Source organism: Isoptericola sp. NPDC056618, assembly GCF_042792715.1.
Taxonomy (GTDB): Bacteria; Actinomycetota; Actinomycetes; order Actinomycetales; family Cellulomonadaceae; genus Isoptericola; species Isoptericola nanjingensis.
The window spans coordinates 85167-103776 of record NZ_JBHTVZ010000017.1 but is presented as its reverse complement, the minus strand read 5'-3'; the positions used below and the strand labels follow the sequence as shown (position 1 = coordinate 103776).

The following is an 18610-nucleotide window of genomic DNA, read 5'->3' as shown; positions in this document are numbered from 1 at the left end:
CCAACCCCCCCCCCCCCCCCCCACAACACCCCCCCCCCCCGGGTTGTTCGCGGGGGGGTGTTCACTCTCCCCCACACCCCCGGTGCCGAACTGATCCACCCGCTGCCGAACGGACGAGGACCGACGGTCGGGGTCAGCGGACGCCCGAGACCTCCGCGTCGTCGAGGTCGGCGCCGTAGCGCTCCCTCTCGATCTCCTTGAGGCTCTTGCCCGCGGTGTCGGGCGTCCAGACGACGCCGATCACCAGCGAGGCGACGAGCAGCGCGACCATGATCCCGCCCACGAAGGGCACACCCTGCTCGGCGAGCATCGTCGGGAACAGGTAGCTCAGCAGGCCGACCGCGATGCGTGCGACGAAGAAGAGCACGCCCTGCGCCGAGGCGCGGTACGCCGTAGCGAACAGCTCGGCGGTCCACAGCGCGTAGAACGCCTGGGCGCCGATGCCTGCGGACACGCCCCACAGGACGGCGTACGCGATGAGCAGGGGCATCGAGACGTGCGGCACGAAGGCGAGGATCATCCACGCGGCGACGGCCATGACCGCGCCGATGCCGTAGAGCAGGCGGCGACTCACCCGGTCGCCGTACTTCATGAAGCCCCAGAACGTGGCCGCCGACGTGAGGCCCCAGACCAGCACCTGCAGCAGGTTCTGCGCGACGGCGCTCTCGACGCCGGCCGTCTGGTAGACGCGCGGCATGAAGATGCCGGCCTGCCCGGCCACCGTGTTCCACAGGGCATAGACGCCGACGAGGAACAGCAGCGCCTTGACGTTCTGCGGGTGCGAGATCAGCTCGCGGAAGCCGCGGCGCCTGCGACCGAGCGCGACCTGCTTGGCGTTGGACTCCTTCCAGACGTCCGACTCCGCCAGCCCGCGCCGCACCCACCAGGTGACGAACGCGATGACGAACAGGTGCGCGAAGATGATGCGGCTGCCGAGCAGGCCGAGGGGGACCAGCGCCGTCGCGAGCACGAAGCCGACGAACGGGCCGAGCGACCACGCGAGCTGGGCGGTGCCGACGTGCCTGGCGCGCTGGTCGTCGGGCGCCTCCTCCGCGATGTACGTCCACGCGACGGGCACGCCCGCGCCGACGGCGATGCCGGTGAGGACGATGCCGACGAACAGCATCCACGGGGCGCCGGCGAACACGATGAAGGCCGTGCCGAGCATGTAGAGCAGCAGGTCGTAGGTGTAGATGAACTTGCGCCCGTACCGGTCGCCCAGCGGGCCGCCGATCATGGCGCCCACCGCCGCGCCGAACGCGTTGGCGCTCAGGGCCGCGGCGAGCCCGACGGCGAGGTTGCTCAGCCCGAAGTGCTCCTGCCAGAGCGTGAGGCTGGTGGCGAGCGCGATGATCGAGCCCGCCTCGATGTAGTTGGACATCGCGACCGCGACCGTCGCCCGGTAGCCGTGCAGGCGGGTGCCGTCGCCCGCCGTCGCGCCGTGTGGTGTCGTCATCGACCGTGCCTTCCCTGCGTACGTCGTCGTGCCGATCGTCGTTGAATCGTTTCAGGATCGGATCGACGATACGCCGGGGCCCGCGCGGGCGTCAAAGAGCCAGGTCGGGACCGCTCGGCGGGGCGGTCAGGCCGGGCGCACGGCCCGGTGCAGCGCCACGATGCCGCCGGTGAGGTTGCGGTACGACACGCGGTCCCAGCCGGCATCGAGGAGGAGCCGGCCGAGGGCCGCCTGGTCGGGCCAGCTCCGGATGGACTCCGCGAGGTAGTCGTACGACCCGCGGTCACGCGTCACCGCGCCCGCCACCACCGGCAGCGCGCGCATCAGGTACTCCATGTACACCGTGCGGAACGGCGCCCACGTGGGCGTGGAGAACTCGCAGATCACCACGCGACCGCCCGGCCGCACGACGCGCAGCATCTCGCGCAGGGCGGCGTCGGTGTCGACGACGTTGCGCAGGCCGAAGCTGATCGTCACGGCGTCGAACGCGGCGTCCGCGAACGGCAGCCGGGTCCCGTCGCCCGCGACGAAGGACAGGTCGGGGCGCCGCTCCTTGCCCACCGCGAGCATGCCGAGGCTGAAGTCGGACGGGACCACCAGCGCGCCGTCCGCGGCGAACGGCTCGCTCGACGTCCCGGTGCCGGCCGCGAGGTCGAGCACCCGTTCGCCGGGGACGGCCGCGACGGCGTCCACCACCGCGCGCCGCCAGCGCCGGTCCTGCCCGAGGGAGACGAGGTCGTTGACGAGGTCGTACCGCTTCGCGATCCCGTCGAACATCGACGCGACCTCGGCGGGCTTCTTCTCCAGGCTGGCGCGGGACATGGACGTCATGCTCCCACGCACGGCGGTACGCACCGAGGCGTTCACCGAGGCCCGCACCGTTGACGGTGCGCGCGCCGGTCGCCTAGCGTCACCGGCAGAGGACGGCGCGGTGCCGTCGCTCCCTGGATCGGCAGACAGGACCACTGAGCCGGCGCGACGCGGCGCCGCTCCCCGGTGCCGCCGCCATGGAGGCACCGATGAGCACCTGGATCAAGAACCCGCTGGCCGTCTTCACCGCCGACGACGCACCCGGGGCGCCCGACGCCCGCGGCGGCGTCGTCGTCACGGACGGCGTGATCACCGAGCTTGTCGCGGCGGGGGCGAGCCCGTCGACCCCGGTCGACGCCACGTTCGACGCGTCCGAGCACGTGGTCACGCCCGGCCTGATCAACACGCACCACCACTTCTACCAGACCCTCACGCGCGCCTGGGGGCCGGTCGCCGACGCCGAGCTCTTCCCCTGGCTGACCACGCTCTACCCGGTCTGGGCGCGCCTCACGCCGCGCGCCCACGAGCTCGCGACGAAGGTCGCGCTGACCGAGCTGCTGCTGTCGGGCTGCACCACGGCCGCCGACCACCACTACGTCTTCCCGGCGGGCCTGGACGACGCGATCGACCTCCAGGTCGCGGCGGTCCGCGAGCTCGGCATGCGCGCCACCCTGACGAGAGGCTCGATGACGCTCGGCACGGACGACGGCGGCCTCCCGCCGCAGTCCGTGGTGCAGGACCCGGACACGATCCTGGCCGACTCCGAGCGGCTGATCTCCACGTACCACGAGCGCGGCGCCGGGGCACGGATCCAGATCGCACTGGCGCCCTGCTCGCCGTTCTCGGTGACCCCGGCGGCCATGCGCGACACCGCCGAGCTGGCCGAGCGGCACGACGTGCGCCTGCACACCCACCTGGCCGAGACGATCGACGAGGAGGACTTCCTGCGCGAGCGGTTCGGCATGCGCACCGTGGACTACCTCGAGTCGGTCGGCTGGCTCACCGACCGGGCCTGGCTGGGCCACGGCATCCACTTCGACGACGCCGAGATCGCCCGCCTCGGCGCGGCGGGCACGGGCGTGGCGCACTGCCCGACGTCGAACATGCGGCTCGCGTCCGGCATCGCGCGCGTGCTCGAGCTGGAGGACGCCGGCGCGCCGGTGGGCCTCGGCGTGGACGGCTCGGCCTCGAACGACGCGTCGACGATGATGCCCGAGGCCCGCCAGGCCCTGTACCTGCAGCGGCTCAAGTACGGCGCCTCGGTGCCGGTGGCGCGCGCCCTCGGCTGGGCGACGCGAGGTTCGGCCCGCGTGCTGGGCCGCGACGACCTGGGCGTGCTGGCCGTCGGCAAGCAGGCCGACCTCGCGCTGTGGCGGCTCGACGAGCCCCGCTTCTCGGGCTCGCACGACCCGGTCGCCGCCCTGCTGCTGTGCGGCGCGGACCGCGCCGACCGGGTGATGGTCGGCGGCGAGTGGCGCGTCGTCGACGGCGCGGTGGTCGGCCTCGACCTGCCCGCGCTCCTGGCCGAGCACCGTGAGGCGGCGCGCAGGCTCGTGGCGGGCTGAGCTCGCGGCAGCCGCAGATCCACCCCTCGGAAGGGGTTGACACAGATCACACTTGCCGGTCGAATAGTGGAAGGCTTCTTCCGCACACCGGAAGATATGACCATCGATAGCGAACGAGGAGGTCCGCTATGTCACGGTCCGCATCCCCCCGGGCGGCGGCGACCAGCCCCGCCCGCCCCGAGGACGAGCGCCTGCCGCTCGGCGCCACCGTCGGGTACGGCTTCCAGCACGTCCTCACGATGTACGGCGGCATCATCGCCCCGCCGCTCATCGTGGGTGGGGCCGCCGGCCTCACCTCGGCGGAGATCGGCACGCTCATCGCCGCCTCGCTCTTCATGGGCGGTCTCGCGACGATCCTGCAGACCGTCGGTATCAAGTTCTTCGGCTCCCAGCTGCCGCTCGTGCAGGGCGTGTCGTTCGCCGGCGTCTCGACCATGGTCGCGATCGTCGGGGGCGGCGGCGGGATCCCCGCCGTCCTCGGCGCGGTGCTCGTCGCCTCGGCGATCGGGTTCCTCATCACGCCGTTCTTCGCCCAGATCATCCGGTTCTTCCCGCCCGTGGTCACCGGCGTCGTCATCACGACGATCGGCCTGACCCTCATGCCGGTGGCGGCGAACTGGGCGATGGGCGGCAACGCCGAGGCGCCCGACTACGGCTCCACGAGCAACATCGGGCTGGCGTTCCTCACGTTCGCCATCGTCGTCCTGCTGTCCAAGGTGGGCTCGGGCGTCGTGTCGCGACTGTCGATCCTCATCGCGATCGTGGCCGGCACGCTGATCGCCCTCGCGCTCGGGATGGCGGACTTCGCCGGCGTCGGCGAGGGCCCGGTGGTCGCGTTCCCGATGCCGTTCAGCTTCGGCGCCCCGACGTTCGAGGTCGCCGCGATCGTCTCCATGCTCATCGTCATCCTGGTGACGCTCACGGAGACGACGGCGGACATCATCGCGGTCGGCGAGATCGTCGGCACCAAGGTGGACCGCAAGCGCATCGCCAACGGCCTGCGCGCCGACATGGCGTCCTCCGTCGTCTCGCCGGTCTTCGGCTCGTTCACGCAGTCGGCGTTCGCCCAGAACGTGGGCCTGGTCGCGATCACCGGGGTGAAGTCGCGCTTCGTGGTCACCGCCGGCGGCGGCATCCTCGTGGTCCTGGGCCTGCTGCCCGTGCTGGGCCGCGTCGTGGCCGCCGTCCCGACGCCCGTGCTCGGCGGAGCCGGCGTCGTGCTGTTCGGCTCCGTGGCGGCGTCGGGCATCCGCACGCTCGCCAAGGTCGACTACAAGAACTCGATGAACCTCATCATCGTGGCGGCGTCGATCTCCTTCGGCATGATCCCGATCGCGAAGCCCGACTTCTACGACCAGTTCCCCACGTGGTTCGGCACCATCTTCCACTCGGGGATCAGCTCGGCGGCGCTCATGGCGATCCTGCTGAACATCCTGTTCAACCACATCAAGGCCGGGACGCCCGAGAACCCGTCCGTCTTCGTCAAGGGCACCGCGAGCAAGGCCGTCGACGACGAGCAGCTCGAGGACCTCGCCGACGACGGCGTGCTCAACCGGTCCAACCGCCGGGAGGGCGAGGCGACCTCGAGGTGAGGTCGTCCGGCAGCACACGAGGCTTGACCCACGCACCGTGAGCGGGGCGTGGCGGACCGTCGGGCGTACCCTGGAGCCGATGTCCGCCACGCCCCTGCCGGCGCCGCGCCCCCTCCCGGGCGCGACCACCGGCACCAGCCCCGATCCCGCGACCGAGCCCCTCGCGCTCCTGGTCCGCACCTCCCGGATCGACGACCTTCCCGGCGGTCTCACCGCCCTCGTCGACCTCCTGCCGGACACGCGCCCGCTCAGCTGGGTGCGGCGCGGTGACGGCATCGTCGGCTGGGGCGAGGCCCTCCGCTTCGACACCTTCGGACCCGGCCGGTTCGCCGACGCCGAGGCCGCCTGGCAGACCACCCTCCAGCGGGCCGTGGTGCGCGACGACGTGCGCCTGCCCGGCACGGGGCCCGTCGCGTTCGGCACGTTCGCCTTCGACGACGCGGGTCAGCTCGACGACCAGGACGGCGACGACGCCGGCCACCTGCGGCCGGACGGGTCGCTCGTCGTCCCGCGCGTCGTCGTCGGCCGCCGGGCCGGCGTCACCTGGATGACCACCATCACCCCCGGCGCGAGCCTCGACGCCGCCCCCGGCACCGCGGCGCTGCGCCGCGAGCCGCGCACGGAGGTCGTCGCCCCCGGTCGCGTCCGCTTCGCCGACGGCGCCGTCGGCGCCACCGACTGGCCCGCCGTCGTGCGCGAGGGCGTGGCCCGCATCCGGTCGGGCGCCCTCGAGAAGGTGGTGCTGGCGCGCGACGTGCTCGCCACCACCGAGCACCCCCTCGACCCGCGTTGGCTGCTGCGCCGCCTCGCCGACCGCTACGAGGCCTGCTGGACGTTCTCCGTCTCCGGCATGGTCGGCGCCACCCCCGAGCTGCTGGTGCGCAGCGAGAAGGGGCTCGTCACGTCCCGCGTGCTCGCGGGCACGATCCGCCGCGAGGCCGGGATGTCCGACGACGACGCCCTGCTGCACGCGGCGCAGCTCGCCCGGTCCTCCAAGGACCTCGAGGAGCACGAGTACGCCGTGCGGTCCGTGGCGGCCGCGCTCTCGCCGTTCTGCTCGTCGATGAACGTCCCCGACGCCCCGTTCGTCCTGCACCTGCCGAACGTCATGCACCTCGCGTCCGACGTCACCGGCGTCCTCGACCGGGGCCACGACGCCGCCGGGCGGGCGCCGTCGTCGCTCACGCTGGCCGCTGCGCTGCACCCGTCGGCCGCCGTCTGCGGCACGCCGACGAACGTCGCCCGCGACCTCATCCGCGAGATCGAGGGGATGGACCGGTCCCGCTACGCCGGTCCGGTCGGGTGGGTCGGGGCCGACGGCGACGGCGAGTGGGGCATCGCGCTGCGGTCCGCCGAGCTCTCGGCCGCGGACCCGAGGCACGTCCGGCTGTTCGCCGGCTGCGGCATCGTCGCCGCCTCCGACCCGGAGGCCGAGCTCGCCGAGTCCGAGGCGAAGCTCGTGCCCATGCGCTGGGCGCTCGGCGCCGACTCCTGAGCCCTCCCCTCGAGACGCGTCGTGGGCGCTCTCTCGGCGTCGTCCCGGTCCGGGACGACGTCAAGAGAGCGCCCGCGACGGTTCGGGTCAGTCCTCCCAGACCTGCTCGCGGAAGCCGGACCAGACCTGCTTGTCGGAGGTGGCCCCCATGAGGCCGATCCGCGCGTCCGTCAGACCGAGCAGCATCTCGACCGGCGACGCTCCCGCCGCGATCTTCTCCCCCAGCTCGGCCCAGTCGTCGCCGTCGGGCAGGTCCGCGTGGATGGACGAGATGTACATCTGCGCGTCGCCCTCCATCGACACGTAGTCCGCGTCGGTGACGGTGCCGCCGACCTTGCCGTTGTTGTCGGCGTAGGTCTTGAGCCAGAACCCGGGCACCTTGACGTAGTCGACGCTGATCCGCAGCGCGTCACGGCGGGGACCGCCGTTCGTCACCGGCACGTTGACCACGTCGATGCCGTTGATGCCGGTGAGCGGGAGCTGCAGGTCCCGCGTCTCCAGCTCGCCGTCGACGGAGAACACGTTGGCGTCCTCGCGCGTGCCGCAGTCCCCCGGCAGCGAGACGTTGATGTCGTACTCGCCGCCGAACGTGATCCGCGCGCAGGGGCCGAGCTCGAGCTCGAACTCCTTCTCGACGTCGGCCTGCGCCTGCTCCTCGGCCGGGGCGGCCTCGTCGGCCTTGCCGCCCTTGTCGGCGTCCTTGCCGTCGGCGTCCTTGCCGTCGGCGTCCTTGCCGTCGGCGCCCTTCGGGGCGTCGCCGTCCGCGTCGGACGGGTCGGCGGCCTCGTCGCCCGCCGCCCCGGTGCCGGCGGACGCGCCGTCGCCCGTCGCCCCGGTGCCGCTGTCGTCCGTGGCCTCGCCGGAGCCGCCGGAGTCCTCCGACGCGGACGGCGAGGGGCTGGGCGTCGGCTCGGCGTCGTCGTCGCTGCCGCAGGCCCACTCGAGCCAGCCCAGCGGGTCCCAGCAGTCCGACGCCGAGCGCACCTGCGACGCGGGCGCGGCGGCCGCCTCGACCGACGTCGCCCCCGTGCCCCCCAGCGCGAGCACGACGACCGCGGCGGCGACGGCCACGTGCCGCCCGCCGCGGGCCGGCTCCTCGTCGAACGGCAGGATCTCGGCGAGGCCGACCTCCTGCACCTCCCGCGGGTCCGCGGGCACCGCGGTCGCGCCAGGGTCGGACGACGCCGCGGGCGCCTCGTCCGTCGCCGGCCCCGCCTCGGCGTCCCCGGCGGCGGGTCGCGGCATCCACGACACCGCGAGGATGCCACCCACGACGCCGAGGACCATGCCGACGCCGAAGCCGCCCAGGTTCACGCCCAGCAGCGAGTAGACCGAGATCGCCAGGGTGATGACCCCGTAGAACACCCGGAACTGCGGCTGCGTCATCACCAGGACGCCGAGGAGCACCAGCGCCACGGGCAGCAGCGTGGACTGCATGCCCTCGATGCCGAGCTGGATCTCGAAGTTGTCGATCTGCAGCCGGCCGGAGAACCACAGCACCACGCCCGACAGGATCGCCAGCGTGCCGCCCCAGAAGGGCCGGCCCCTCCGCCAGGCGGCGAACCGCTGGCGGCGGGTGGCCGGCCCCTCCGGGGTCGACGCCGCGGACGCCTCAGCGGTCGACCCCGTGGACGCCTCGGGGATCGAGGTGTTCTCGTCGTCGCTCACGCGTGGTCTCCCTGGTCGCCGGGGCCGCTCAGAAGCACTCGGTGCCGTCGGAGATCTTGAGGTGCAGGTCGGTGAGCGTGAAGACCGCGGCCGACGTGCTCGTCGAGACCTGCTTGAGGTCGTCGATGGTGATCGCGTCCGAGTCCATGGCGAAGTCGCCCTTGCTGCCGTGCGCCTTCGTGTTCACCGTGGAGGCGTCGACGCCGATCCGGATCTGGTTGAACTGCGCGGTGCCGCGCAGGTCGCTCATGCCGATCTGCAGGTCGGTCGCCTTGACCGGGTTCTTGGTGTCGGTCCCCGCAGAGATGAGCAGGCCCAGCGGCATGCCGGGGATCTTCACCGACTGGCACAGGTTGTACAGCGTCGCGTCCTTGATGTTGGCGATCGCCACCGGACGCGACTTGCCGTCGGCGTCCTTGGACTCGCCGGCGTACTGCGAGAATCCGGTCCCGTCGAGCTTGTCGGCCGCGATCTTGAACTGCTGGCCCGAGATCGCCATCGACACCGGGACGGCGCCCTGGGCGACGCCGCCCATGAGGACGCCGATCACCGCCACCGTCGGGACCGCCGCGAGCATCGCACGGCCTCGACGCGTGCGCGTCAGTGCGCTGAGCTTCATTTCCCCTCCAACAAGACGACATGGCGACCCCTGTGTCGCCGACGAGTGGCGACGGTACGCCGCTTACTGAGGCGACGTCAATAGCAACGGTTGCCCGCGGCGCTTCACCCTCCGGGCGGCGCCGTCACCTCGCGAAACGGCCATATGCTCGGGGCATGGCAGCCGCGCGACGCACCCGGATGAGCCCCGACGAACGCCGGCAGCAGCTCGTCGCGCTCGGCGTGGCCGCGCTGGCCGACCGCCCCCTGGAGGCCGTCACCGTCGAGGACCTGGCCGCCCAGGCAGGGGTCTCCCCCGGGCTCGTCCACTACTACTTCGGCAACCGGCAGGGCCTCCACTCCGCCATCGTCCGGACCGCGCGCGACGCGATGCTGCACGCCACGCAGCCGCGGCCCGAGCTGCCGCCTCGCGAGCGCCTCCGCGACACCCTCGACCGGTTCGTCGAGTTCGTGCACGACCACGACGCGACGTTCTACTCGCTCGTGCGTGGCGCGGCGTCGGGCGACGAGCACGTGCGCGCCACCATCCAGCACGCGCGCGACGTGCTGGCCGGGCACCTTCGCGACGCGTTCCAGGAGATCGGCGTCGCCGCCACCCCCCTGCTCGAGGTCGCGCTGCACTCGTGGATCTCGTTCGCCGAGCAGGCGCTCGTCGAGGCCGCGACCGACCCCGAGATCCCACCGTCCGACCTCGCCGACTTCCTCGAGCGCAGCGCGCTCGGCGTCCTCGCCGCCCTGCACCCCTCGGCCGGCTGACGGGGCGGACGCCCGCCCACCACCCCTCGGGCCGCGCGGTCCGCGCACGACAAAGCCCCGCGGACCGCGACGGGGAGGGGGGAGTCGTCGCGGGCCCGCGGGGCTGCTGGTGCGGCCGGCCGGATGCGCGTGCCGGCCGGCCGCGGCTCGGTCGCGGCTCAGTTGTTGCCGCTGCCGCCCTGGAGCAGGTCCTCGAGCCAGCCGGGCAGGTTGCCCGGGTCGGTCGAGTCGGAGCCGCCCTGGCCCTGGTCCTGACCGTCCTGGTCGCCCTGGCCCTGGCCGTCCTGCCCGTTCGAGTCCTGGCCCTGCTGGTCGTCCTGGCCGTTCTGGCCCTGGTCGCCCTGGCCGGTCGTGGCGGACTCGTCGCGGACGGCGAGGGTCACGTCGACGGTCTGCGTCTTGTCGTCGCGGACGTAGGTCAGCGTGACCTTCTGGTCGGCCGCCTTCTCCCGGACGTACGCCGTGAGCGACTCGGCGCCGTTGACGGAGTCGTCGTCGATCGCGACGATCACGTCGCCGGCCTGGAGGCCGGCGTCCGCGGCGGGAGACCCGGACGACACCTCGACCACCTTGGCGCCGCGACGCGTGACGCCGTCGGCCGTGGCCGTCGCGTCCTGCATGGTCACGCCGAGGAACGCGTGCTCCGCCGAGCCGTCCTTGATGAGCTGGTCGGCGATGTTCGTCGCGAGGTTCACCGGGATGGCGAACCCGAGCCCGATCGAGCCGGACTGCTCGCCGCTCATGCCGCTCGACATCGTGGCGATCGACGACGTGATGCCGATGACCTGGCCCTGCGCGTTGAACAGGGGGCCGCCGGAGTTGCCGGGGTTGATCGCCGCGTCGATCTGGATCGCGTTGGTGACGACCTGCGTGCTGCCGTCCTCCCCCGACGCCGAGACCGGGCGGTCGACGGCCGACACGATGCCGGTGGTGGCGGTGTTCGCCAGGCCGAGCGGGTTCCCGACGGCCAGCACGGCGTCGCCCACCGTGACGTCGTCGGACGAGCCGAAGGACGCGGGCTTCAGGTCGTCCGGCGGGTTCTTCAGCTTGACGACGGCCAGGTCGGTGGTCGGGTCGGTGCCCACGATCGTCGCCTCGTACAGGCGGCCGTCGGACAGCGTGACCTGCACGGTGTCGTTCTGCGCGCCCGAGACGACGTGGTTGTTGGTGACGATGTGGCCCTGGTCGTCGTAGATCACGCCGGAGCCCTCGGCGCCGCCGGACTGGCTCTGCACCTGGATGGCGACCACCGACGGCGCGACGGCGGTCGTGACCGCCTCCCAGTTCGGGTTGTTCGACGTCGAGTTCTTGACCGGGGCCTCGTCGGTGGCCTGCGAGCTCGCGCCGACGTTCGCCAGCGACGACGGGTTGCCCGCGTCGAACGCGCCGGTCGCCGCCGCGGTGCCCAGGCTCGCGAGGACGGCCGCGATCACCGCCGCGCTGGCCACCGGGACCCAGACGGACCGCTCGCGCTTCGTGGCGGTCCCTCCCCCGGGCCCCTGCTGCGGGGACGTCTGGTTCAGGCCGTAGGGGTTGCCCGGGTCCTGGCCGTACGGCTGACCCTGCGGCTGCTGGTGCTGCTGGTGCTGCTGCTGGTGCTGGTACTGCTGCGGCGCACCCTGCGGGTGCTGCGACTGCTGCTGCGCGTAGTACGGCGACCCGGCCGCCATCTGCCCGTACCGCGGCTGCTGCGCGCCGTACTGCTGCTGCGACGCCTGCTGCGGAGCGGGCGGCTGCGGGGGCCCCTGCTGGGGCGTCCCCTGGGTGGGGAGCTGCTGGGTCGGCTGCACGGTGAGGTGCTGGGTGTCCTGCGTGGCCGGCTGCGACGCGGTGCGGTCCGCGGCGCCCGGCTGCTCGGCCGGCCGCTCGGTCGGCCGCCCAGCGGGGTTCTCGCTCCGGTTCGGCTCGTCGGCGCCCGACGGCTGCGGTGCGCCCGGGGTGTCGGTGCTCATGGTGCCCTCCTCGATGTGTGCCTCCAGGAGACCACCCCATCCTGGCGTGGCGCTTGGCTCAACCTGAGAACTTCCTGCGAATCGTGGCGCCGCAGGTCAGAGCGTCTCCCGCACGGCGGCGGCGACCCGTGCCGCGAGGTCCCGCGTCTCGGACAGCCGGTCGGCGCGCGGCACGTGCACCTCGATCACCTGCACGCCCCGCGTCGGCGCCTGCAGGGCGTGCCGCAGCGAGCCGACGTCGAGCACGAGCTGATGGTCCACGCCGTACCCGGCGCACAGCTGGGCCAGGTTCGCTCCGTGCGGGGTGCCGAAGACGCGCTCGAAGGTGGCGGCGCCCCGCGTGGACGACGTCGCGAGCTCGCCGTGCTCGAGGGTGGCGAAGATGGACCCGCCGTCGTCGTTCACGACGACGACCTCGAGGTCGACGGGCGGCTCGTGCGGCCCGCGCAGCAGGCCGCCGGCGTCGTGCAGGAAGGTGAGATCGCCGACCAGCGCGCGGGTGCGGCGGCCCTGGCGGGCGGCGGCGTGCGCGACGCCCGTCGCGGTCGACACGGTGCCGTCGATGCCGGCCAGCCCGCGGTTGGCGAGCACGTCGGGCAGGTCGCCGGCCTGGGGGTGGTCGAGCCCGAGCACGAGGTCGAGGTCCCGGACGGGGTTGGACGAGCCGACGACGAGCAGGTCGTCGGGTCCGAGCACGGACGCCACGGCGCGCGCGACGGCGAGCGCGGCGTGGGGGGCCGTCAGCAGCCCCTCGGCGACGGCGGCGTCCGCGGTCGCGGCGTCCACGACGGCGGCGGCCGCGCGCCCGGCGGCGCGCCACCGGTCGAGGAACCCGCCGTCGCCCTCGGAGCCGGCCCCGACGGGCGCCGTCGGCGACGACCAGCGGTCGGCGAGCGCAGGAACGACCAGCTCCGCGTTGCGGGCGGCGTCCGGCCACGGCCCGCCGTCGGGCGCGACGACCGTGACGACGACGTCCGGCCGCCCCAGCAGCCGCTGCACGGGGCGGGACAGCGTCGGGCGCCCGAAGACGACCACCTGCTCGACGTCGCGGGTCAGCTCCTCGACGCCCAGCACCGAGCGGTACGCCGCCACCGCGTTCGGCCCGCCGCACGCGCCCGACGACGGCTCGGCGAGCAGCGGCCAGCCCTGGGCCTCGGCGACGGCGCGCGCGACCGGCCCCGCGCCGTCGCCGGCGACGACGAGCGTGCGCGCCGGATCGCCCTGCAGGGCGGGGTCCCCGGCGGGGCCCGGGGCGGGCGGGGCGACGGTCGTGCGGCGGAAGCCGACGGGCCAGGTCTCCGCGGGCGGGAGCGGGGCGAGCGGCACCGGCGGGTGGAGCGGGTCACGGAACGCGACGTTCACGTGCACGGGGCCGGGGTGCCGGTCGCGCAGCCCCTGCGCCGCCGCGAGCGCCCGGCCGAGCGTGCCGAGCAGGTCTCGTACCTCGCCGTCGCGCCCGTCGGGGGCGGGGAGGTCCACGGCGTACCGCACGGCGGTGCCGAAGATCCCCACCTGGTCGGTCGTCTGCGAGGCCCCGGTGCCGCGCAGCTCGTGCGGGCGGTCGGCAGCGAGCACCACGAGGGGCACGCCGGAGTGGTGCGCCTCGAGGACCGCGGGATGGAGGTTGGCCACGGCCGTGCCGGACGTCGTGACGACGGCGACGGGGCGCGGCACCTGGACCGGCTCGCCGCCCGCGTGCCGGAGCACCGGCTCGCTGCCGCGCGCGAGGCCCAGAGCGAGGAAGCCGGCGGTCCGCTCGTCGACGCGCACGTGCAGCGTGAGCAGGCCGGCGTCCGCGGCCTCGGCGAGCGCGTACGCGAGCGGGGCCGACCGGGAGCCCGGAGCCAGCACGACGTCCCGCACGCCCTGGAGCGCGAGGTCGGCCACGAGCGCCCGCGCCGCGACGATCGACGGCGGCAGGACGGCGCTCACGCGGCCGCCTCGAGCAGCGCGGTCAGGCGGGCGTACCGCGCCAGCCAGCGGTCGCGCGTGCCCGGGTCGGGCTCGGCCGCGGCGAGGGCGGCGGCGTCGGGCGCGGGGCGGCGCACGGGCAGCGCGCCGTCGACGGGCAGGAGCGGGTCGGCGACGACGTCGTGGACGAGAAGCTGCGACGTCGCGAGGCCGCAGGCGTAGGGCAGCTCCGGCAGCGCGGCCGCGAGCGCCACGCCCGCGGCGAGCCCGACCGACGACTCGAGGGCCGACGACACGACGACCGGCAGCCCCACCCGCTCGGCGAGGTCGAGGCAGGCGCGCACGCCGCCCAGCGGCTGCACCTTGAGCACGACGACGTCCGCGGCGTCCTCGCGCACCACCCGCAGCGGGTCCGCGGCGCGGCGGATCGACTCGTCCGCGGCGACCGGGACGGGAGCGCGCAGCCCGCGACGGACGGCGGCCAGCTCGGGGACGGTGGCGCAGGGTTGCTCGACGTACTCCAGGCCACCGGCGGCGTCGTCGAGCACGGGGATGCGCGCGAGCGCCTCGTCGGTGGTCCAGCCGCCGTTCGCGTCCACGCGGACGGCTCCGACGCCCGGGCCGTGCAGCTCGTCGAGCGCGGCGCGGACGGCCGCGACCCGGGCCTCCTCCGCCTCGAGCGGCTCGAGCGCGCCGGGACGTCCGCCGATCGACGGGCCGCGCTGCGCGACCTTGACCTTGGCGGTGCGGCAGCCGCCGGACGCGAGCACGATCTCCCGCGCCCGCCCGGGCCCGACGGCCGGCACGGTGACGTTGACCGGCACGCGGTCGCGGACCGGGGCGGGGAAGCCGATGTCGGCGGCCTCGCGCGCGGCGCGCAGCCAGGTCGCGGACTCGGTGTCGTCGTAGTCCCAGAACGGGGACAGCTCGCCCCAGCCGGCGTCGCCCCGCAGCAGCACGCCGTCGCGCACGTCGAGGCCGCGGAACCGGGTGGTCAGCGGGGTGCGGTACACGATCTCACGCAGCAGCTGCACCCGTTCAGGTTACTGGCCGGCACGGGGGCCGGTCGCAGGACGCGGGCGCGCCGGGACGCCGGAGGGCCCCGCCCCGGGGGTCGCCCGGCGGTCAGTCGGTGAAGTCCGTCAGCTCCGGCACGTACGACAACGGGCTCGGAGCGGGACGGCCACCGATGCGCTCGGCGTCGCGGCGGACCGTCTCGGCGTCGTACACGAAGATCTCGTGGGCGACGTCCTCCGGGTCCACCACGTCGTCGTCCGGTTCCCGCACGCTCATGCCTCCAGGGTGCGCCCGCTCCCGCCGCGCGGTCGGGAGGAGCGCCGGGCGTGCCGCGACGGGGGCGCGCCCACGGTCCCCAGCGGTTGCACGAGGCGGCCAGGTGCGAGACGGTCGGACGCCGTCCCACCTGGGTCACACGGAGCTGACGTCAAAGTCACGGACGGGGTCACGCAGTGAACGAGCAATCGGGCAAGGTCGAACAGCGCGGCGCGAAGCGGCACGCGCAGGACGCGGCGGACAGGGTCGGCCGCGCACTCAGGTCGCCCACCGCCGAGGTGGTGCCGCACCCTGCCCTGGACTACCCGATCGGGATCGACGAGCATCGGCGCAGCCCGATGGACTGGATCGTCTTCGGGGTCACCGCTGCCGTGGCCGTCGCCTTCCTCGTCTGGGGTTTCGTCGACACGGACGGCCTGGCGAGCGCCTCCAGCACGGCCCTGGGCTGGGTGACCACGAACATGGGCTGGCTCTTCGTGCTGACCGCCAGCCTGTTCGTCGTGTACAGCCTGTGGCTGGCGATCAGCAAGTTCGGCGCCATCCCGCTCGGCGCCGACGGCGAGGCACCCGAGTTCCGCACGGTGTCCTGGGTGGCGATGATGTTCTCCGCCGGGATGGGCATCGGGCTGATCTTCTGGGGGGTCGCCGAGCCGCTCGCCCACTACGTGGACCCGCCGCCGGGCACCGTCGACGCCGGCGACCCCGAGGCCGTCCAGCACGCGATGTCCACCACGATGTTCCACTGGACGCTGCACCCCTGGGCGATCTACGCCGTGGTCGGGCTGGCGATCGCCTACAGCGCCTACCGCAAGGGCCGCAAGCAGCTGATCTCCTCGGTGTTCGAGCCGCTGCTGGGCCGGCACGCGCACGGCCCGGCCGGGAAGGTCATCGACATGCTCGCGATCTTCGCGACGCTGTTCGGCTCGGCCGCCTCGCTCGGGTTGGGTGCGCTGCAGATCAAGAGCGGCCTGCAGGTCGTCGGCTGGGCCGGCGACGTCGGCAACGGCGTCCTGGTCGTGATCATCGCGGTGCTCACGGTCTGCTTCGTGCTCTCGGCGGTCTCGGGCGTCGCCCGCGGCATCCAGTGGCTGTCGAACATCAACATGGTGCTGGCCCTGGCACTGGCGGTGTTCGTCTTCGTGGTCGGGCCGACGGTGTTCATCCTGAACCTCATCCCGAACTCGATCGGCACCTACTTCCAGGACCTGGCGATGATGGCGGCCCGGACCGGCGCCGACAGCTCCTCCACCCCCGGCGGCGTCTCCACCAGCGACTGGCTCGCGCAGTGGACCGTCTTCTACTGGGCCTGGTGGATCTCCTGGACGCCCTTCGTCGGCATGTTCATCGCCCGGATCTCGCGCGGCCGGACGATCCGCCAGTTCGTCGGCGGGGTCCTCCTGGTGCCGAGCCTGGTCACCATCGTGTGGTTCTGCGTCTTCGGTGGCGCGAGCCTCTTCCTCCAGAAGGGCGGCACCGACATCGCCGGCGCCGGAGAGACGGAGGCGCAGCTGTTCGGGATGCTCGGCGAGTACCCGTGGCAGTCGCTCACCACCGTGGTCGTGATGATCCTGGTCGCGATCTTCTTCGTCTCCGGCGCGGACGCGGCCTCCATCGTCATGGGCACGCTGTCGCAGCGTGGCAGCGCCGAACCGAGCCGCCCCAACGTCGTCTTCTGGGGCGTCGCGACAGGTGCGGTCGCCGCGGTGATGCTGCTCGTGGGCGGGAACGACGCGCTCACCGGCCTCCAGAACCTCACCATCCTGGTCGCTCTGCCGTTCGTGGTCGTGATGGTGCTGCTGATGGTCTCGCTGACCCGGGACCTCAGCCAGGATCCGATGATCGTCCGCCAGAAGTACGCCCGCGAGGCCGTCAAGCAGGCGGTCATCGCCGGCGTCACCGAGCACGGGGACGAGTTCGCGATCGCGGTCGAGCCCTCCGACCGGCCGATCACGCCCGACGGCGTCGAGGTACCCGACGAGGTCGACCTTCCTGGCGACGTGGTGGCCCGCGCGGAGCCCACCGAGAGCGCCGACGGCGACCCCGGGGAGCCGCGGCCCTGACGCGGGCCGCTACGCGCGGGACTCGGCACCGTCGGCGGCCGCCCGCAGGATCTCGACGACGCGCGGGACGGCCGTCCCCTGCACCCGAGCCGCGCCCACGACGACGCCCCGGGTGCCGTCGTGCGCCGACGTGCCGGACAGCGGCTCGGCCGGCACGCCGGCGCCGCGCAGCGCGGACACCGCCCACGCCTCGCCGTCGCCGTCGGGCAGCCGCACGACGAGGTGCAGGCCGGCGGCGACGCCCTCGACGGGGACGTGCGGGGCGTCGCGCGCGAGCGCGTCGAGCAGCAGCCCCCGACGGCGCTTGTACGTCAGCCGGGCCCGGCGCAGGTGCCGCGCGTACGCGCCGTCGGCGATCAGCCGGGCGAACGCGGCCTGCTCCGGCACCGAGCAGCCGAGGTCGGCGCGGCGCTTGGCGTCGACGAGCGCCTCCCGCAGCCCGGCGGGCGCGACGACCCAGCCCAGCCGCAGCGCCGGGGACAGCAGCTTGGACACCGAGCCGAGCAGCGCGACGTGCTCCGGGTCCAGGCCGCGCAGGGCGCCGACGGGCTGCCGGTCGTACCGGAGCTCGGCGTCGTAGTCGTCCTCCAGCACCAGGCGACCGCCGGCCTGGGCCCAGGCGACGAGCTCGCGACGCCGGTCGGGCGCCAGGACGACCCCGAGCGGGAACTGGTGGGCGGGCGTCACGACGGCCGCCGCGGCGTCGGGCAGGGCGTCGGTCCGGAGCCCGCGGTCGTCGACGGGCACGGGGACGACCTCCAGGCCTGAGTCGCGCAGCTGTGCGACGACGCCGGGCGACGCGGGGTCCTCGACGACCACCCGATCGCCGCCGCCCCCGCCCGCGAGCACCTCGCCGAGCAGCGCCAGCCCCTGCGCGACGCCGCTCACGATCACCACGTCCTCGGCCTCGACCGGGGCGGCGCGCGCGGTCCGCAGGTGCGCGGCGAGCGCCCGGCGCAGCCCGAGCAGGCCCTGCGGGTCCGGGTAGCCCAGCTCGGCGTCGGGCAGCTCGCGCATCGCGTCGCGCACGGCGCGCGCCCAGGCCGCGCGGGGGAAGAGCGCCGGGTCGGGCGCCCCGACGCTGGCCGGGCGCTCCGCCCCCGGGCCGGGGCCTGCCGGCCCGGGCGTCGTGCCGCGGGGGCGCCGGTCGAGGTCGGCGACGACGACGCTCGAGCGCGGCCGGCTCTCGAGCACCCCCTCCCCCACGAGCTCGTCCACCGCCGCCGCCACCGTGCCCCGCGAGACGCCCAGCCCCGCCGCCGCGGTGCGCGACGACGGCAGCGTCGCGCCGGGCTCGAGCCGGCCCGTCGCGACCGCGTCCCGCAGGCCGTCGCGCAGCCAGGCGCCCACGTCGGTCGGCGGGCGGGCACCGAGCACGAGGAGCAGGTCCTCCGGCTGCAGCCGCCTCATCGCGTCACGCTCCTCGTCCGGCCG

General features: G+C 74.2%; 14 protein-coding genes. 5 read left to right on the top strand and 9 right to left on the bottom strand.

The window, feature by feature from the left end:
• Positions 1 to 133: 133 nt before the first annotated feature.
• Positions 134 to 1456 carry an MFS transporter gene (locus ACFQ8T_RS17605; protein ID WP_430547775.1) on the bottom strand — a complete coding sequence of 441 codons (1323 nt, stop codon included), beginning with the start codon at positions 1454 to 1456 and terminating at the stop codon, positions 134 to 136.
• A gap of 126 nt (positions 1457 to 1582) precedes the next feature.
• A complete protein-coding gene (locus ACFQ8T_RS17600; RefSeq protein ID WP_430547774.1) occupies positions 1583 to 2278 on the bottom strand; it encodes a demethylmenaquinone methyltransferase in 696 nt (231 codons plus the stop codon).
• Positions 2279 to 2475: 197 nt separating this feature from the next.
• Here ACFQ8T_RS17600 and ACFQ8T_RS17595 point away from each other — a divergent pair, with 197 nt between their 5' ends.
• The 3 genes from ACFQ8T_RS17595 (at position 2476) to ACFQ8T_RS17585 (ending at position 6918) form a co-directional block, all read left to right on the top strand.
• On the top strand, positions 2476 to 3831 hold the full coding sequence (locus tag ACFQ8T_RS17595) for an 8-oxoguanine deaminase (protein ID WP_430547773.1): 1356 nt from the start codon (positions 2476 to 2478) through the stop codon (positions 3829 to 3831).
• Between the two features lie 128 nt (positions 3832 to 3959).
• A complete protein-coding gene (locus tag ACFQ8T_RS17590) occupies positions 3960 to 5423 on the top strand; it encodes a nucleobase:cation symporter-2 family protein (RefSeq protein ID WP_430547772.1) in 1464 nt (487 codons plus the stop codon).
• Positions 5424 to 5502: 79 nt separating this feature from the next.
• The gene (locus tag ACFQ8T_RS17585; protein WP_430547771.1) at positions 5503 to 6918 is read left to right on the top strand and encodes an isochorismate synthase MenF; all 1416 of its coding nucleotides are present in this window, start codon (positions 5503 to 5505) and stop codon (positions 6916 to 6918) included.
• 87 nt (positions 6919 to 7005) lie between these two features.
• On the opposite strand, the gene ACFQ8T_RS17580 is transcribed toward ACFQ8T_RS17585, so the two are convergent.
• Both ACFQ8T_RS17580 and ACFQ8T_RS17575 read right to left on the bottom strand, forming a co-directional pair.
• Positions 7006 to 8586, bottom strand: coding sequence for a DUF6114 domain-containing protein (locus ACFQ8T_RS17580; protein ID WP_430547770.1), 1581 nt, complete (start codon positions 8584 to 8586; stop codon positions 7006 to 7008).
• 28 nt (positions 8587 to 8614) lie between these two features.
• Positions 8615 to 9205 (bottom strand): DUF6230 family protein, encoded by a 591-nt coding sequence (locus ACFQ8T_RS17575; RefSeq protein ID WP_430547769.1) that lies wholly within the window; start codon positions 9203 to 9205, stop codon positions 8615 to 8617.
• Positions 9206 to 9360: 155 nt separating this feature from the next.
• Between ACFQ8T_RS17575 and ACFQ8T_RS17570 the strand changes: the two genes are divergently transcribed.
• Positions 9361 to 9960: a TetR/AcrR family transcriptional regulator gene (locus tag ACFQ8T_RS17570; protein WP_430547768.1), complete on the top strand. Its 600-nt coding sequence runs from the start codon at positions 9361 to 9363 to the stop codon at positions 9958 to 9960.
• Between the two features lie 158 nt (positions 9961 to 10118).
• On the opposite strand, the gene ACFQ8T_RS17565 is transcribed toward ACFQ8T_RS17570, so the two are convergent.
• From ACFQ8T_RS17565 to ACFQ8T_RS17550, 4 genes are all read right to left on the bottom strand, one after another.
• The gene (locus ACFQ8T_RS17565) at positions 10119 to 11912 is read right to left on the bottom strand and encodes a S1C family serine protease (protein ID WP_430547767.1); all 1794 of its coding nucleotides are present in this window, start codon (positions 11910 to 11912) and stop codon (positions 10119 to 10121) included.
• Between the two features lie 96 nt (positions 11913 to 12008).
• The gene (gene menD, locus ACFQ8T_RS17560) at positions 12009 to 13844 is read right to left on the bottom strand and encodes a 2-succinyl-5-enolpyruvyl-6-hydroxy-3-cyclohexene-1-carboxylic-acid synthase (protein WP_430547766.1); all 1836 of its coding nucleotides are present in this window, start codon (positions 13842 to 13844) and stop codon (positions 12009 to 12011) included.
• Entirely contained in the window at positions 13841 to 14857 is a 1017-nt protein-coding gene (locus ACFQ8T_RS17555) for an o-succinylbenzoate synthase (protein ID WP_430547765.1), read from the bottom strand. The genes menD and ACFQ8T_RS17555 overlap by 4 nt, the downstream gene beginning before the upstream one ends.
• Before the next feature lie 91 nt (positions 14858 to 14948).
• Positions 14949 to 15116 carry a hypothetical protein gene (locus ACFQ8T_RS17550; protein ID WP_429764943.1) on the bottom strand — a complete coding sequence of 56 codons (168 nt, stop codon included), beginning with the start codon at positions 15114 to 15116 and terminating at the stop codon, positions 14949 to 14951.
• Between the two features lie 338 nt (positions 15117 to 15454).
• Here ACFQ8T_RS17550 and ACFQ8T_RS17545 point away from each other — a divergent pair, with 338 nt between their 5' ends.
• Positions 15455 to 17176 (top strand): BCCT family transporter, encoded by a 1722-nt coding sequence (locus tag ACFQ8T_RS17545; protein WP_430547778.1) that lies wholly within the window; start codon positions 15455 to 15457, stop codon positions 17174 to 17176.
• Between the two features lie 9 nt (positions 17177 to 17185).
• Here ACFQ8T_RS17545 and ACFQ8T_RS17540 read toward each other — a convergent pair whose 3' ends face one another.
• A complete protein-coding gene (locus tag ACFQ8T_RS17540) occupies positions 17186 to 18586 on the bottom strand; it encodes a PLP-dependent aminotransferase family protein (RefSeq protein WP_430547764.1) in 1401 nt (466 codons plus the stop codon).
• Positions 18587 to 18610: the final 24 nt, after the last annotated feature.